The 16,787-nt window shown below is 48.8% G+C and carries 11 protein-coding genes and 1 tRNA gene; 3 read left to right on the top strand and 9 right to left on the bottom strand.

The genetic code is table 11. The features are described 5' to 3' along the window. Positions 1-7: 7 nt before the first annotated feature. From M0L20_RS09675 to M0L20_RS09635, 9 genes are all read right to left on the bottom strand, one after another. Positions 8-1,306 carry a c-type cytochrome gene (locus tag M0L20_RS09675; protein WP_425276919.1) on the bottom strand — a complete coding sequence of 433 codons (1,299 nt, stop codon included), beginning with the start codon at positions 1,304-1,306 and terminating at the stop codon, positions 8-10. Positions 1,307-1,751: 445 nt separating this feature from the next. After that, positions 1,752-4,169: a PAS domain-containing sensor histidine kinase gene (locus M0L20_RS09670; RefSeq protein WP_232560699.1), complete on the bottom strand. Its 2,418-nt coding sequence runs from the start codon at positions 4,167-4,169 to the stop codon at positions 1,752-1,754. A gap of 195 nt (positions 4,170-4,364) precedes the next feature. Continuing rightward, a tRNA-Cys gene (locus M0L20_RS09665) sits at positions 4,365-4,435 on the bottom strand. 140 nt (positions 4,436-4,575) lie between these two features. After that, complete coding sequence (rpsA, locus tag M0L20_RS09660) at positions 4,576-6,360, bottom strand: 30S ribosomal protein S1 (RefSeq protein WP_248476746.1); 1,785 nt, start codon at positions 6,358-6,360, stop codon at positions 4,576-4,578. A gap of 259 nt (positions 6,361-6,619) precedes the next feature. Then, positions 6,620-7,135, bottom strand: coding sequence for an HNH endonuclease (locus M0L20_RS09655; protein WP_232560697.1), 516 nt, complete (start codon positions 7,133-7,135; stop codon positions 6,620-6,622). A 97-nt stretch (positions 7,136-7,232) separates the two neighbouring features. Beyond that, complete coding sequence (gene smpB / locus M0L20_RS09650) at positions 7,233-7,694, bottom strand: SsrA-binding protein SmpB (RefSeq protein WP_232560696.1); 462 nt, start codon at positions 7,692-7,694, stop codon at positions 7,233-7,235. Positions 7,695-7,936: 242 nt separating this feature from the next. After that, positions 7,937-8,542 (bottom strand): OmpH/Skp family outer membrane protein, encoded by a 606-nt coding sequence (locus M0L20_RS09645; RefSeq protein ID WP_232560695.1) that lies wholly within the window; start codon positions 8,540-8,542, stop codon positions 7,937-7,939. A 56-nt stretch (positions 8,543-8,598) separates the two neighbouring features. After that, on the bottom strand, positions 8,599-8,961 hold the full coding sequence (locus M0L20_RS09640; RefSeq protein WP_248476744.1) for a hypothetical protein: 363 nt from the start codon (positions 8,959-8,961) through the stop codon (positions 8,599-8,601). 61 nt (positions 8,962-9,022) lie between these two features. Next, the gene (locus M0L20_RS09635; protein ID WP_248476742.1) at positions 9,023-11,449 is read right to left on the bottom strand and encodes a penicillin acylase family protein; all 2,427 of its coding nucleotides are present in this window, start codon (positions 11,447-11,449) and stop codon (positions 9,023-9,025) included. Between the two features lie 168 nt (positions 11,450-11,617). On the opposite strand from M0L20_RS09635, the gene M0L20_RS09630 reads away from it, so the two are divergent. From M0L20_RS09630 to M0L20_RS09620, 3 genes are all read left to right on the top strand, one after another. Next, on the top strand, positions 11,618-12,202 hold the full coding sequence (locus M0L20_RS09630; RefSeq protein WP_248476741.1) for an RNA polymerase sigma factor: 585 nt from the start codon (positions 11,618-11,620) through the stop codon (positions 12,200-12,202). A 79-nt stretch (positions 12,203-12,281) separates the two neighbouring features. Continuing rightward, complete coding sequence (locus M0L20_RS09625; RefSeq protein WP_248476739.1) at positions 12,282-13,298, top strand: FecR family protein; 1,017 nt, start codon at positions 12,282-12,284, stop codon at positions 13,296-13,298. Beyond that, a complete protein-coding gene (locus M0L20_RS09620) occupies positions 13,291-16,764 on the top strand; it encodes a SusC/RagA family TonB-linked outer membrane protein (protein WP_248476737.1) in 3,474 nt (1,157 codons plus the stop codon). The genes M0L20_RS09625 and M0L20_RS09620 overlap by 8 nt, the downstream gene beginning before the upstream one ends. Positions 16,765-16,787: the final 23 nt, after the last annotated feature.

Here is a 16,787-nt window from a genome sequence, read left to right as displayed (position 1 = left end):
CAGTGGATTAATAGTGGCATTTAGAACATTCTAGACCGCCGATATTAGCCACTTTGAGCGGCTCTTTGCTTTCTTTCCGGTGGAGAGCGACTAACTTATCGTAGTAAGCATTGTCTTTCGTATTAACTTCCGTCTTGCGGTGGCAGTCAATACACCAGCCCATCGTCAGCGACGAACGCTGCTCAACTACTTCCATTTTTTCAATCTCACCGTGGCAGGTCTGGCACTGTACGTTACCGACGTTTACGTGTTGAGCATGGTTGAAGTAAGCCAGATCAGGCAGGTTATGAACCCGAATCCATTCGATAGGACGATTCTGTTCAATAGCTGTGTAGATCTTTTGAATTTCCGGAGACTCTTTCTTGATGACGCCGTGGCAGTTCATACAGATATTAGCCGACGGAATCGTAGCGCTCTTGCCCTTATTAACTCCTGTGTGACAGTAGTTACAATCGATCTTGTACTGACCTGCATGCAGCTTGTGCGAATAAGCGATTGGCTGCTTAGGTGCGTAACCTTGTTGAATACCGATGCTGTAAGCGCCATCGAATGTTTCTTTCGTAGCAACCAAGATAAACAACCAGATTACAATCGAGCGAAGTGTCGAGTTATTGAAAGCGCTAGACAAACCGTCTTTCAAACGCTGTCCAAATGATGAAGTAGTTTGTGTTCCATCGACAGTTACCGGCGTTACGGCTTTCGACAGGATCGTTACGATTACCAGCAGGACGCCCAGAACGAGCAACATCACTACAAGTAAAGCAACAAGTACTACTGTAAACAGCTCAGAAGGACTACCAGCGGTTGCTCCACCCGGCTGACTTACGCCTGCCGTGTTTGCGTTACCTGGTGTGCTTGTAGGTCCCGCTGTTGCAGGTTTATTAGCTTGGTCAATATAAGCTAGAATTCCATCGATGTCAGCATCCGACAAATTGGGGAAGCTCGACATCTGTACTTTACCATTGGCGTTGAATACTTGGTTAGCATACGCATCACCAGATGCAATCACAGCGGATGAATTACGTATCCATTTGTGAAGCCAATCTTTGCTTGGAGCCCGCTCTTCAATACCTTTTAAGCCCGGGCCAACTACTTTCTCATCTGTTACTGCGTGGCACTGTGCACAGTTGTTAGTAAACAGACTTTTTCCTTTTTCAGCATCACCACCACCCCCAGAAGCAGGTGCAGCCGCAGCCGCACCACCGCCCGCAGTTGCAGATGAGTCCTGCGCCTTTAGCTGACCGCCGTTAAATAACAGCGCCAGTGACAGGGCCATGGCCCCGCAAAACTTAGACAAACGACTCATTGTTAGACATCTATTCATTAAGTTGATCAACATAATCACCACTGACCTTTCATAGGTCCACAAAAGTACTACACGAATGCTGTATAGGCAAAAGCAGACGTTTAGTTATTTTGCATTCTCAATTTTATTTATATTGTTTCTAATTAAGAAGGATCGTACTGCCCATTGGCGATTTGGGCAAATAATCAAACGAGCTATTCGGCAAAAAAGCTATTTCACGATTCTTTCAAGAATGTCAGTCAGAAAGGCTACAACGATTATTTAAACCGCTCGAGTAAGTTGTAAACATGGGCGGTCTTTATTTGTTGAAAATAACTTATTGACTATTAGCCAACTGCTCTTTTCATCGGAAGAGGATAAACTTAGCTAGCTAAAGACGAGCATAGCGGTCAGATTATTCGCCCACATCTTCGCTATTCGTTCAGCCTGTTCTTAATACTGAATTTCAAGATTCATAGGGCAGAAATACCTGAAACGTGCTACCCTGACCGAGTTGGCTCGTAGCGGTAATTGTCCCCCCATGGTTGGAAACTACCTTTTGAACAATAGCCAATCCTATGCCGGTACCATCATATTGATTTTTGCCGTGCAGACGCTGGAAAACCTGAAAAATACGATCAAGGTATTTTTCATCAAACCCAATTCCATTATCACTAATACTAATTAGTTGATAGCTAGCTGACTGCCGAATCATGTTGATGGTTGACGGCAAATCAGATGCGGCTATGCGCTGCGCACTTATATGGATATCCGGCTTTACATCCGGTCGGCGAAACTTCAGAGAGTTTGATAGTAAGTTCTGAAAGAGTTGTCGTAGCTGAGACTCATCCCCTTTTATAACTGGCAATGAATCGATCTGTACCGTTGCATCAGCATCTTGAATAGCGATGTCCAAGTCTTCGACTACACGGCTTATCACCCGTTCCAAAGGTATTTCCGTAGTGGTTTGGGTTTTGGTCGTAATCCGCGAAAAAGTCAAGAGATCTTTAATCAGGATAGACATCCGCTGGGCAGCGAGTTGCATTCGTTCAAGATACGTTACGCCATCGCCTAATTCAGTACTGTACTGATTTTTCAATAGGTCGCCGAACTGTTGCACCTTGCGCAGTGGCTCCTGCAAATCATGTGACGCGATAAATGCGAACTGTTGCAGGTTATCGTTTGCGGTTAAGAGATCTTTATTTAGTCCTTCAAGCTGAAGTTGGGTCTGCTTTAGTTCGGTGATGTCGAGAAATGACAAGACTAAAAAGTCGCCTTGGCGGACTCCCTGGACCTGATACCAGATATCGTAGCCATCCTGCGTGTAGTGATTGTGATAACGCAGCGGGGTCCCGGTTTCCGCTAATTCTAAATAAAGGTGCCAAGCCTTGCTGCCTTTCATACCAGGAAACACTTCTGACATCGTTTTACCGATCAGGCGGTCTACGGGTATGCCCGTCATGCGTGAAGCCATCTGGTTAATCAACACGTAACGCAGGTCAATGACGGTTGCAGTCTTTTCGTCACGAACAATCGAGTAAAGCGCAATAGCAGTCAGGGCGCTGTCGGTAACGAACCGGAGTTGATCGGCTTGCTGCTCTACAAGTACCGTAGCTTGCTGAAGCGCCTGAGTACGCCCTTGCACTTGTTGCTCCAGCTCCCGTGCGTACTGTTTTTGGGTTGTTATGTCTTTAGCAATACCACGTATGACTAGATCTGCATCGTTCGGACTTCGTCTGACCACGCGTCCCTGAGCCAGATACAGCCGTTCTTGTCCCGTTTGCCGGTTAATGGCCCATAGCTCAATATCGGTTGTTGTACCTACATCTTTAGAAAAAGCTTGATTCAAGGACACTTCGACCGAATTGCGGTCTCGCATCGTATCAAGCACCTGCGTAAGGGTAATTCTTTCATCGTGCGAGAATCCCAGCCAATCTCTAGCCCGTTCGGAAAGCAGAAGTACATCCTTAGCCGGATCTATCTCAAAGGTGCTTAGTTCCGCAAGTTCAATGGCATCCCGTAGGCTTTCTTCGCTGGATTGTAATAAGGAGAGTAGCTTTTTCTGTTCCGCCTGTGCCTGTAGCTCAGTCGTGATGTCCTGTACAATCGTAATGAAGCTATCGGGTTTTCCATCCTGATCCCGAATTAAGGCTGAACTCACCTGAGCCCATACAATAGAGCCGTCTTTACGAATATAACGTTTATTGAATACGTACGAATTCGCTTCTTCCGCTAACAGTTGCTGCGCTAAGAAAATATTTTCCTGTACATCGTCTGGATGACTGATTGCTTGAAAATGCTGATCGTGTAGCTCTTCCTGATCGTAGCCTACCAAGTCAGCAAATGCTTTGTTGATAAGCTGTATTCTGCTGTGCGTATCCAGAATAACCACGCCGACCGAAGCATTGGAGAAGGCCATTTGAAATCGCTGCTCGACAGTCTGTAGCGTAGCTTCCCTGCGTTTTTCGTCAGTAATGTCCTGGGCCGTGCCCGAAAAATAGTCCGCTGTTCCGGATGCCTGCATCGTTACCCGGCCTGTAATACGAATCCAGCGAACTTTCTCGTCGACCGGACTAGTGATTCGGTAATCAATAGTTGTGGGCTTACCCGTTTGTCGACTTGGCGGCTCCGCCAGTATTGCCTGCATCCGTATCAAATCCTGCGGATCGATTCGGGACATAAACTCATCCAGCCTGACGGACGCGTGAGGCCAATTATAGATTCGCTGGCATTGTTCGTCCCAAAGGACACGGTTTTGTTGAGGAAACATCGTCCACAGACCAATGCCAACCGCTTCTAGGGCTGCACTCGTCTGTTTTCTTACCCGATCAAGCTCTTCTCGTAAAGCGACCAGCTCTTCCTCAACGTTTTTATAGTTGCCCATCAGTGAATTACATCCGTAACGTCTATCAGTTAAGATAGCAGAAAAAGCCGCAATCTATCGCCATCGTATGAATGATTTGAGATACTCAGTAAAATAATTGATCTGTTGATAAAGAAGACTTGACGCTATAACTCATTTTGTTGAGCAAAGGCCACAAAAAAAGGCTAACCAGTATTGATTAGCCTTTTTTTGGTGAGGTTCCGAGCGGATTCGAACCGCTGTACGAGGTTTTGCAGACCTCTGCCTAGCCACTCGGCCACGGAACCTTATAGCCCGAATTGATCTGTATGCCGGATTCGGGAGTGCAAACATACGATTTTATCTCTTATTTTGAAAAGAGTGTTGCAAAAAAATCCCCTGAACCTTTCGGCCCAGAGGATTTTCATCGTAAATCTATACGAGAAGACTAGTTACGACCTTCTAGCTGCTCTTTCAGAGCCGCCAGCGCGTCGAGGTCTCCTAAGGTTGCACCACGGTCAGACTGGTTTGAAGTAGAAGCTGGTTTAGCAGTAGCAGCTTTAGGCTTCTGCTCTTTCACTGGCTCATTCTTCTCCTGCCATGATTTCGTGTGCGACAGCATGATCCGCTTTTCGTCTTTCGAGAATTCGGTTACTTTGAAATCAAGCGTTTCGCCTACTTCAGCAAATGTACCGTCTTCTTTAGCAAGATTTTTCAATGAAGAGAAGCCTTCGATGCCGTAAGGCAGTTCGAGCGTTGCCATCTTATCGTTCTTGCTGATGATCGTACACCGGTGAATCGTACCAACGGCGAATACGGTTTCGAACGTATCCCATGGGTTCTCTTCGAGTTGCTTGTGACCCAGAGCCAGACGACGGTTTTCGATGTCCAGTTCAAGAACAATCACTTCAAGTTCTTCACCAACCTTGATGAAGTCAGAAGGATGTTTCACTTTCTTCGTCCACGACAGATCCGATACGTGTACCAGACCATCGATGCCTTCTTCCAGTTCGAGGAACAAGCCGAAGTTGGTCAGGTTACGAACCACGCCTTTGTGCTTGGTGCCAATGGCATACTTCGTACGAAGTTCTGGACGAGTCCAAGGATCTTCGGTCAGTTGCTTGATACCCAGCGACATTTTGCGGTCAGCGCGGTCGAGTGTCAGCACAACAGCTTCTACTTCGTCACCAACTTTCAGGAACTCCTGTGGGTTACGCAGGTGCTGCGACCACGACATTTCTGAAACGTGGATCAGACCTTCTACACCCGGCATGATTTCGAGGAACGCACCGTAGTCGGCTACGTTCACGATCTTGCCTTTTACTTTCGATCCTACTTCGATGTTTTCTTCCAGAGCATCCCAAGGATGAGCCTGAAGTTGCTTCATGCCCAGCGAGATACGCTTTTTGTCCTCGTCGAAATCCAGAACAACCACGTTGACCTTCTGGTCGAGGTGCAGTACTTCGGATGGATGACTGATGCGGCCCCACGAGATATCCGTGATGTGCAACAGACCATCGACACCACCAAGATCGATGAACACACCAAAGTTGGTCATGTTTTTGATCACGCCTTCCAGAACCTGACCTTTTTCGAGGTTGTTCAGGATTTGAGCGCGTTGTGCTTCGAGGTCTTTCTCGATCAGTACTTTGTGCGAAACGACAACGTTATCGTTTGCATAGTTGATCTTCACGACTTTAACCTCCATTTTCTTGCCGACAAAGATGTCGAAGTCACGAATCGGCTTCACGTCGATCTGCGAACCTGGCAAGAAAGCTTCAATACTGAAAATATCAACGATCAGACCACCCTTTGTCCGGCGCTTCACGAAGCCATCGATAACGAGGTCTTCGTCCAGAGCCTTCTGGATTTTCTGCCATGCGGTAATCACTTTCGCTTTTTTACGCGATAATACCAGCTGGCCGTTCGGGTCTTCCTGATTTTCTACGTAAACTTCAATTTCATCACCCATCTTCAGGTCCGGCATATCCCGGAATTCGGAAGCTGGAACCAATCCGTCCGACTTGAAGCCGATGTTGAGCAGTACCTCACGGTCTGTGATCCCAACGACGGTTCCCATAACGACTTCTTTTTCTTTAACTTCCGACAGGGTATTGTCGTACAGTTCTAACATCCGGTTGCGCTCCGCATCCGAATAGCCACTTCCGAATCCTTTGTTGTCTGCCCGGTCCCAATCAAATGCCGGCAGTTCGCGTTGCTGCGTTTTGCTCATAAAAAAAGTTTTCCTGACCCACTCGGTACATCAGTCCGTGGGTCAACGGCGGACTGACTTTTGGTTTTATAAAATGGTACCTTTAAAAAAGGACTCAAAGATAGCAATTGCTTTGTGGAAAAAGTTTCTCGGCAGGTAAAACTCTTTGAAATTGAGCAAGAAAAAGCAAAAAAGAAGAAGGAAACGGCCCGCCCAAGAGGTTCGCATTTCGCGGAACACTTAGGACGGGCCGTTTCCTTCTTCTTCGTATATCGTTATCTTACTGAAAAGCCTTTCCTTTTTTGCTCAAAAAGGGCATCCAGCTTTGTTCAAGAGACCCGGAAAATTCGCGTAGGAAAACTAAAAAAGTGGGCTTGAAAGGTTTTTGACGAAGCTTCATGTTTGCTTCTTCGGGAGTATAATCGCCTTTTCGCGAGTTACACCGTTTGCAGGCGGTAGCCAGATTGTCCCAGCTTGTTTTTCCACCGCGTGATTTGGGCAGAACGTGGTCGAGTGTCAGGTCTTCGGTCGTTCCGCAGTATTGGCAATTGTGGCCGTCGCGCTTAAAAATATTCTGCCTCGTAAGCATAACGCCTTTGTAGGGCAGACTAACGTACCGATGTAACCGGATAACCGACGGCATCGGGAACTCGGCCGAAACGGTTCGTAGCATAAATTGCTCAGATTCGGCGATGAGTTCGGCTTTGTCTAAATAAACCAGCAAAAATGCTTTTGGAACGGAGCAGATGCTGAGTGCACTGTAATCTTGATTTAAGACTAATACTTTCCTGCCCATGTCGCGTTTAGATGCCTCTGTACGGTAGCAAGTTACAGAGTTATCCACATAACGACAAGAGTTGTGGAAAATTTAGTAGATGCCCAGAAACGTAAACTTAATAGCGTTCTCGTTGCATCTCTCGGGTTACATCGCGCTCTTTGATGCTATCGCGCTTATCGTACAGTTTCTTACCCTTGGCGAGCGCAATTTCAATTTTAGCGAACCCACGCTCGCTGGTAAACATCCGAACGGGAACAATCGTAAGTCCCTGATCCTTTAGCTTTTCGTTCAGCCGCCTTATTTCCCGCTTGGTCAACAGCAGTTTTCGGTCCCGTAACGGCTCGTGATTATAATGCGTCCCTTCACTGTAGAGCGAGATATTCATCTGACGAATAAATAATTCGTCGCCATGAATCAGACAGTAAGCGTCCTGCAAGTTCACTTTCCCCTGCCGTACCGACTTGATTTCTGTACCAGTCAGTACGATACCGGCGGTGTAGGTTTCTAAGAATGAATATTCAAACGACGCCCGGCGGTTTCGAATATCAACCTGTTTAACAATAGAAGCGGAGGCCATGCAATACTATATATAATTGTGATGCCTAAAAGCAGGCTTTAGCCTTTAGTAATCCAAATAAACAACTACTAGCAGGTCGAAAATAACCCGGTAAGGTCAAGAACACACGAAACAGAACAGAGGTTTGTTTGCGTACGAAAATTGTCTTTGCGAGGCCCTCTTCTACCCTATTCACGAACAAAAAGCGTCGGTCGACAAACAAATAGTCTGTTAACCGACGCTTTGTAACGAGCTATGCTTGCTTATTTTTTCGCTGGCTTATCCTGCTTCGTCTTATATTCTTGGTTTAATCCCGCCAGTATACGGCTGGTTTGATCACTTGATGGATCAGCGAAAAGGATTCCACCGCCTTTGGTATAACCCAACACGAACTCGTATTTATTCTTCGCGTTTTCTTTTTTCAGGTAGTCGTAGATCTGGTCGTACAATTCCTTGTTTTTGTTCTGTTCTTCGACAGCCAGGTTTTGGGCGGCCCGCTCACGATAAGCCAGGATATCCTGTTGCTCTTTCTGAAGCGACGCTTCTGTAGCGCGGCCCTGCTCCTGGGTCATGGTAGCTGCCCGCTGCTGAAAGAACGCTACTTTGTTTTGCAGGTTACGGCCTTTGGCAGTCAGGTCATTCTCTAATTGAAAACGTTTGCTTTCCAGCACTTTCTGCGTGTCTTTGAAATACTCATATTTAGTCAGCAACGAATCGACATTCACGTATACGATGGCTTTTCCTTTTGCTTCGGCAGGCACGGCTGCCGTCGAAGTGGTTTCGGGCTGACGATCTTTAAAGTGCAGGTAATACAGAACAGCTACGGCAATTGTCAGGACGACATTTAGAATCAATGAAGCATTCTTCACAGTAAAATGGATTGGTTAGTTGCAAGTTTATCTTACAAATGTAGGGGTTTTACAAGTTACGAAGTATGCTTTACGGGTTGATTTCCGGTCACTTGTCGAACAAAGAAACCGGAAAGTCCAGCCAGACCACCCACTAAGCCGCCAACAAGCACTGTAGCTAGCAGTGGCAGGCCCGCGTTGTTTGTCCGAAAAATCAGTTGGCTCATTCGTCCCGTAAAAACACCATCAGTACGCAGGTGAATCAGTAATGCATAGGCCAGCCAGACCAGGGCGACGCCCGCAAAACCATAAAAGAAAGCTCGTCCGGCTCGCTCGCTACGCCAAAAGCAAACCAAAAAGGCGATGATGGCCAGGCTCCACCAGGGAAGTACGAGCTGAGCCAGCAAACTAAGCAGCGCAATTAACAGAATTTGAATCATGAAAATAGTATGGGAACCGCTGGGAGTTAAGAATGTGAACTTAGTGTGCCTGTCAACAAGGCTATTTAAGCGTTAGCTTTCGTTTAATCCGGGCATTTTTGTCCTGTGCCGATTGAAGGTAGACCAGCTCGGTCAACTGTCCTCGACGCCATGTTTCGATCATGTTCTGATAAAGTGGACTGCCCGGATTTCCTGACTGACCGCCCGGATAGATACCATATGCTTTTGGGGTTGGCCCTAATTCAACAACCATCCGCCACGAAGGACCCGTGCGCTCCGTGGTTGCATTAACGATGCCACTCCCTCCCCCAGTCTGTACGTTTAAGACGCTGAATGCGTCCAAACCGGGTACCAAATGCCGGATAGCCGTAGCTTTGTGGGTCGCCCAGGACCAGGAAGAACCAATAGCGCCATGCTTTTTCTGAAGCGTATCACAGGTAGAGCGGAAACTACTCGTCAGCACATCCGATAGCGTTTCGCGGGCGGCCGTATGCACATTATCGAACCAGTGTGCTTTAGGCTCTTTCTGGATCATGCGTAGCGTCCGGTCGAAGCTCGGGAAGCGCGTGAGCAAAGTATCGCCCCGGTCAAATTCGTCCTTCCAGATGGCGTCGCTTAACTGCCGGTTCCACTCCGTGAAGATCGTCGCGCCAACGGAACTGGTGTCGTTCTGATAATTCCAGCTTTTTAACGTGGCTAACGCTTTGGCGTAATCACCGCTTAACGCTGACATGTCCAGCAAAGGCAGCAACGTAGGCAGGGCCATCGACGCCCGCAGGTTATACACATCGTTCTGTAAACGACGCATGCTATCCGTTGTGACGCGCTGCATAGCCGTCAGCCGCTGGTTGATGCGAATTCCACGCTCCGCAGGAGCAAATTGCCAGTTGATGTAATACGGATAACTCGGATCGGTTGACGACTGATTGGCCGAACTGACAAAGCCTCTTGGCGGATTTAGTACGCGGGGGTTTTGGGCCGGAGGAATCCATCCCTGCCAGTCGTGAGCGGGATTGGTACCATCGAGCAAATATTTACCCTGCTCTTTCCATTTCAGCGGAAACTTACCATTGGGCGAAATAGCAATGTCTTTGTGAACATCGGCAAAAATAAAGTTTTGTGCCGGCGCACCGTAGTAAGCCAGTGACTGTACATAATCCGTGTAATTTTTCGCGCGGTTAAGCAGGTAATAGCACTGAATTTCGTTGGTCGGTTCGTGAGCGATCCAGCGGGCGGCATACCCCGACGGTATATTCGCGCGGAATCCTTTCTGACCACTTTGATTCACGATTGGTCCATGATGCGTGTAATAGACTGTATCGATCACATCGGCCTGACCTTTCACCTTGATGACTTCGAGCCGTTGCCGAATCGGTTTCCATGTGCCACCGTGCAAATATTCCTGCTTGCTGGCATCCCGAAAACGGATTTTGTAAAAGTCCAGCACATCAGCACCAACGTTCGTTACTCCCCAGGCGATGTCTTTGTTGAAACCAATAATCACGGCGGGCGACCCCGGCAGCGACACGCCACAGGCATTCATCGTCGGCGAAATGAGCTGAATCTGGTACCAGATAGACGGTAAGCTAAGTGTCAGGTGAGGATCATTCGCTAAAATCGGATAGCCGGTAGCTGATTTCTGTGATCCTACCGCCCAGTTATTGCTACCAATGGCCGGATCGTGAGCGGGCCAGTTAAGCGCTAATGAATTGTTTACCCCTGACGAATCGGGTGTTTTAGGGACCGGTAGCGGTTTAAAGTCCCATTTAGTACCAGGGGGAATAATTGGGTCCTCGTGATCAGGATAATCCGGAAAAAGATCACTCGTAACCGCCGAGCCGAACAGTTTTCTGACATTGCTCATTTGCAGATCATCGGCTCCGCTGGCCAGTGTGCTGGTCATGGCCTTGAGCAGTAAAGCACATTTTAAGGTTGACCAGGGTTCGGGCGAGTAGCCAAGTAACTTGTATTCGATTGGGTAATCAGCTGGTTTGAGCGTCGAAATCCAAGCGTTAACCCCAGCCGTGTACGCTTCAACAATCTGCTTCGATACAGGATTGCTCATCATGGCTTTCAACGCCTGCTCGGCACCGTATACCATACCAATTTCCCGATTGAAGCGATCAAGCGGCAAAGCCCGCTCACCCACGACTTCAGCTAATCGGCCCGAAGCGGCATGAGTCTGAAATTCCATCTGCCAAAGTCGATCACGAGCCGTAACGTACCCTTGGGCGAAATAAACGTCGTAGTCATTCTGAGCGAACACGTGCGGAACCGCCATGTCATCATAGACAACGGTAACAGGTGCTTTGGTCCCTTCCAGCTTAATTTCTTCGTCCGTACCGGAAACAGACTCCGCATTTTGCCAAAATCCAACAAAGGGACTTAGTAATGGTCCGAAAGCGGGAATGCTACCCCACGAACGATTTAATAGCCAAACAAAAAGTAGGGTAATTGTTGAAACTAAGATAGGCTTTAGATAGCGCATGAAGATTTAATAGACCAAGCGAAAAAATGGTATTGCAAGATCACTATTGGATTGAACAAATAAAAAATATTCTTTTCCTGTCGGGACAATTCTTGTTACATTTGTAAATAGAACACGTTGTCTGCTCCTTCTACGTGTAACCGTTCGCACTGCTCCTACATAAAATCTATGGAACTGACGGATACGGAATTAACGCTTCGCTTGAAACAGCATGACGAGGCTGCGTTCGAAACTTTGTTTCGGCGATATTACCATTTTCTATACAGTATAGCTATACAGTACGTAAAAGACCCGGCCCTGGCGAAAGACGCACTTCAGGACGTTTACCTGAAATTATGGATAAACCGGGAACATTTAGACCCCTCTCAATCGGTAAGAAACTATCTCGCAACAGCTATGCGTCATCAAATGATTAATACGATTCGTGACGAAAAACGGGCTATTCTACGGCATCTCAGTCATCAGGCCACCCGACCCGATGTGGATACTTCAACGGAAGAGACGTTGACGCTGAGCGAATACGGATCGGTAGTGCTGGCGGGCTTACGACAACTTTCGGCGCAACGGCGACAGGTATTTATTCTACGCTCCGAAAAAGGACTGACCAACGAGGAAGTAGCCTCTCAACTGCAAATCTCTAGCAACACAGCCAAAGTGCAGTATTACCACGCCTGCCGATTTCTGCGCGATTATTTACGCCAACACGCCGGAATTGAAGCTATGATCACATGGCTGGCTGTTTTTATTAATTAAAATAGAAATATTTTTCCGTTTCTAATAATACTTTTCTCTTCGAGTGGTGTATAGGAAGCATACTGGCATTCCTATACTCATGAATGAAGCGCTACTTGAGCAGTATTTCGCCAATCGGGTAACGGCCGACGAAGCGAAACAGGTGCTGGCCTGGTTTGACACCGAGGCCGGGCAGTCCTATCTGGTTCGGCGGCTCAACAATCAGTTCAGCAACGCGGACTGGCACGCCCCTCCCACTATTCCGGCACCCGATGCGGACCAGATGCTGAGTACAATTCGGCATCGATTGGCCGCTGCCTCGACCGAGCACAGACCGGTAATCCGACGGATAAACTGGCTCCGTCAACCCATGCAATGGGCCGCGATTTTCGTTGGTTCTTTGCTACTGGCAACAGCTGCTTTCTTTGGTTACCGGCAACTATATCCCGCTGACTTGTTCCAGCAAACCGCGTTCGGTAAAACAACTCGCTTTACACTATCAGATGGTTCGCTTGTAACGCTTAATGGCAACAGTAGCCTACGGTATGCACCTCACTGGAAAAGCGGTCAAACGCGCGAAGTCTGGCTCAATGGCGAAGGCTTTTTTCAGGTCACCCATAAGTCGAATCACGAGCGCTTTATTGTCCATCTACCAAATAAGCTGAACGTTGAAGTACTCGGTACGCAATTCAACGTACTAGCCCGCGAAAGCCGGGCAAAAGTGGTACTGAACACCGGAAAAATTCAGCTCGATGTAGGCAATCCCAGGCAGAATAAACTGGTCATGAAACCGGGCGACTTGATTTATACGGACGTCAAAACAAAGGAGTATTACCGCAAACGGGTTGACGCAGCGGCTCAATCGGCCTGGCAAACGGGGAAGCTAAAGTTCGAAGGAACCAGTTTGCAGGAAGTAGCCCAGATGCTCAAAGACACCTATGGAGCGACGGTACTGATTGCCGATCCGGACCTACAGCGTCAGACCTTGTCCGGAACGATTCCTAACCAGTCGATGCAAACCATTTTGAATGGATTATCAACAGTATTCGACCTGCGCATTACTCAACAAAAAAATCGGATTATTATTCAGCGAACCAACCTATCCCAACATGAATAAACAACTAACTGTCCTCGGATCGTTGTTGCTGGCCGGGATCTTGCCAGTACGCGCCCAATTACTGGCCTCCAGCGACCGATTTGCCATGTATCAGAGCAGAAGCACTGATACTCGTTTTATCACACTCCGAAGCGCCCTGGCTGAGTTAGAGCAGCACTACGGAGTTTCGTTTATCTATCCGACCAATCTGGTTGACACAAAAGTTCAGCTGGTGGGCCGTCGAAGCCCAAATCTGGAAACCGAACTCACTAACTTACTGACGGATAAAGGGCTGACGTATCGCAAGGTCCAGCCTAACTTTTACGCCATCGTATGGGAGAAAGAGAAAAATCACCGGTTTCTCAACAAAATCAAACAAATCGAGAGTCCAGCCGAGGTCGATCAGCCATCGTCACCCGTGAACCTGCCCGACCGCACCCTTGAGCGATTAGAGCGTAGCGGCTGGTCGATGACATCGAGCCAACCCCTGGCCGACATCAGTGGCCGGGTCATCGACAAAAACGGACAAGGAATACCCGGTGTCAGTGTCATCGTGAAAGGAACTAGCCGGGGTACGACAACGAACGCCAATGGCGAGTACACCCTGAACGCAGCCAACAATGCGACACTCGTATTTAGCTTTGTCGGTTATGCATCGCAGGAAGTGGCGGTAGCCAACCGCAGCCGGGTCAATATAACGCTACAGGATGATGTTAAAGCGCTCAGCGAAGTTGTCGTCGTTGGCTACGGCACGCAAAAGCGGGCTTCCGTTACGGGCGCGATTTCGTCTGTATCAGCGCAGGAAGTTACCCAGCTACCCGTGCCGAGTGTCGAGCAGGCAATTCAGGGCCGCGTACCAGGCGTAACGGTGGTAGCCAACGGCTCGCCGGGAGAAACACCCATTGTCCGCATCCGGGGGATAGGCTCGATCAACTACGCAGCTAATCCGCTGTATGTCATTGACGGATTTCCTACCAGTGATCTAAACAATTTCGACACCCGCGACATCGAGTCGGTTGATGTACTGAAAGACGCATCGTCGGCAGCCATCTACGGATCGCGGGCCGCTAACGGCGTTATCATTGTTACAACGAAAAAAGGAGCCGCTGACGGAAAACTACACGTCAATTACGATGGCTACGTAGGTACGCAGAGTACCTGGCGCGAACTGGACCTGCTCAACCGCGACGAGTACATCCAATACGGTACGGCATTGCGTACAAACGCGGGCCAGCCAATTCCTACCCGATTCGCCAATCTGAACCAGCCTATTTATACCGGTGCAACGCAGACTTACGCGCAAACGGATACCGATTGGCAGAAAGCCGTGTTTCGCAGTGCTCCGATTACACAACATAGCCTTCAGCTATCGGGTGGTAATGAACGGTCACGGTTTTACTCGTCCGTCGGTTATTTCAACCAGCAGGGTATTATGATCGGTACGGGATACAAACGGGGTAATTTCCGCATCAACTCCGACCATACCATCAGCAAGCGCTTTTCGTTCGGTCAGAACCTGACTATTTCCTACGATGACAAGCTGAATGAAGTAAGCGCTGGTGGCCGGACGCAGGTGCAGAATATGATCCGGATGACACCTTACATGCCGATTGAAGATCCGAATCTACTGGGCGGATACCGGGGTCCCGACGGCTCCGATGCATCGGACCCACAGAACCCAGTTCGGGCCGCTTTACAGGATCAAAGCAACACCCAGCGGATGAAATTTCTGGGAAGCGCTTACATCGACGTGAAGCTTATCGAAGGACTGACCTACCGGCTGCGGGGTGGTATCGACTACGTAACCGCCCGGACGTATTCCTTCTTACCGATCTATAATGAAAGCTTTAACGCCCGGGCGCTGGCCAGTTTGACCGACCAACGCTCAACGTTTGTATCACCACTGATCTCGAACCAGCTGAGCTACGAAAAAACTTTTGGCAAGCATAGCATCAACGCCGTAGCTGTCGCCGAACGGCAAGGCAGCCGGTTCCTCGATATTAATGGTACGGGTCAGGCAGCGTCGAACGACATTCGCGAATTGAATGCCCTGATCAGTACCAGCGTGGGTTTGAGCGGAACCCGTTCTGAAAGCGTACTCATCTCTTACCTGGGCCGACTCAATTACGAATTTGCCGGTAAATACCTGTTTGGTGCGTCGTTCCGGCGGGATGGTTCATCGCGGTTTGCGCCGGGCAACAAGTGGGGCAACTTCCCATCAGTTTCGGCAGGATGGCGCATCAGCGAAGAACCGTTCATGAAAAATATACCGACCATTTCGGAGTTGAAAGTGCGGGCTAGCTACGGCACAATGGGCTTTAACGGCATCGGTGATTACTCGTGGCAGGTAACCGTATCGCAGAACACCAACTCGATTCTGGGTGGTAACCGGGCGCAGGGATCTTATTTCGACCGACTGGGCAATACCGACCTGCGCTGGGAGGTGACTAAGATGAGCAACTTCGGATTGGATCTGGGCTTGTTGAACAACAGCATTACCTTATCAGCCGAAGTGTACAGCCGCAACACGGACGGACTGATTCTGAACCAACCGATTGCGCCATCCATCGGCTATTCACAATCACCGATTGTGAACGTGGGTAGTATGCGAAACAACGGCTTCGAAGCACAACTGGGCTATAACAAAACCAAAGGTGCCTTCCGGTTCAACGCGTCAGGTAACATCAGTTTCATAAGCAACAAAGTCTTAAGTCTGGGACCAACGATTTCACCGCTGCTCAACGGCTCCAACGCCGATTACGGTGGATTCGACATTACGCGTACCGAAGCGGGTCAGCCAATTCAGTATTTCTACGGCTGGAAAGTAGCGGGTATTTTCCAGACAGCGGATGAGGTTAGAACGGCTCCTTCGCAACCCAACGCGAAGCCGGGTGATCTTCGGTTCGTGGATGCCAACAACGACGGTGTGATCGACGCGAATGACCGGATCAATCTGGGTAGCTTTTTGCCGAAATTTACTTATGGATTAAACCTGAGCGCCAATTATCTGGGCTTCGATGCGTCGCTCTTTTTCCAGGGAGTTCAGGGCAATAAAATTTACAACGGTGTAAAAGTGCTTGAGCAGGGAATGCTGCGGTTGTTCAATGCCGGAACCGATGTGCTTCGGGCCTGGACACCAACAAACACCAACACCGATGTTCCCCGCGCTGTTGACGGCGATCCGAACGCGAACTCCCGCACCTCGGACCGCTTTATCGAAGACGGGTCGTACCTGCGCCTGAAGAATTTCAGCCTTGGCTATTCCATACCAGCCGCAGCCTTGCAATCGTTCTCACGCGGTACGGTCAGCCGGGCGCGGGTTTACGTCGCAGCGACAAATCTGCTGACGTTTACGAAGTACACGGGTTACGACCCAGAAGTCGGATCACGCACCAGCAACGCCAACCCGACATTAACAAACGGTATCGATTACGGTCAGTTTCCGCAGGCACGCACCTTTATGGTCGGCTTACAACTTGGCTTTTAACGGAACAGAAAAACGCAGCAACT

The sequence above is a fragment of the Spirosoma liriopis genome (assembly GCF_023196085.1).
Lineage (GTDB): Bacteria > Bacteroidota > Bacteroidia > Cytophagales > Spirosomataceae > Spirosoma > Spirosoma oryzicola.
This window is presented reverse-complemented; position numbering and strand designations above follow the sequence as displayed.

Bases quoted from the DNA above. Each gene is read 5' to 3' on its own strand.
- M0L20_RS09625 (WP_248476739.1), top strand. From the start codon at position 12,282: ATGAATGAAGCGCTACTTGAGCAGTATTTCGCCAATCGGGTAACGGCC.
- smpB (WP_232560696.1), bottom strand. From the start codon at position 7,694: ATGGCCTCCGCTTCTATTGTTAAACAGGTTGATATTCGAAACCGCCGG.
- M0L20_RS09620 (WP_248476737.1), top strand. From the start codon at position 13,291: ATGAATAAACAACTAACTGTCCTCGGATCGTTGTTGCTGGCCGGGATC.
- M0L20_RS09670 (WP_232560699.1), bottom strand. From the start codon at position 4,169: ATGGGCAACTATAAAAACGTTGAGGAAGAGCTGGTCGCTTTACGAGAA.
- M0L20_RS09655 (WP_232560697.1), bottom strand. From the start codon at position 7,135: ATGGGCAGGAAAGTATTAGTCTTAAATCAAGATTACAGTGCACTCAGC.
- M0L20_RS09640 (WP_248476744.1), bottom strand. From the start codon at position 8,961: ATGATTCAAATTCTGTTAATTGCGCTGCTTAGTTTGCTGGCTCAGCTC.
- M0L20_RS09630 (WP_248476741.1), top strand. From the start codon at position 11,618: ATGGAACTGACGGATACGGAATTAACGCTTCGCTTGAAACAGCATGAC.
- M0L20_RS09675 (WP_425276919.1), bottom strand. From the start codon at position 1,306: ATGAGTCGTTTGTCTAAGTTTTGCGGGGCCATGGCCCTGTCACTGGCG.
- M0L20_RS09635 (WP_248476742.1), bottom strand. From the start codon at position 11,449: ATGCGCTATCTAAAGCCTATCTTAGTTTCAACAATTACCCTACTTTTT.
- rpsA (WP_248476746.1), bottom strand. From the start codon at position 6,360: ATGAGCAAAACGCAGCAACGCGAACTGCCGGCATTTGATTGGGACCGG.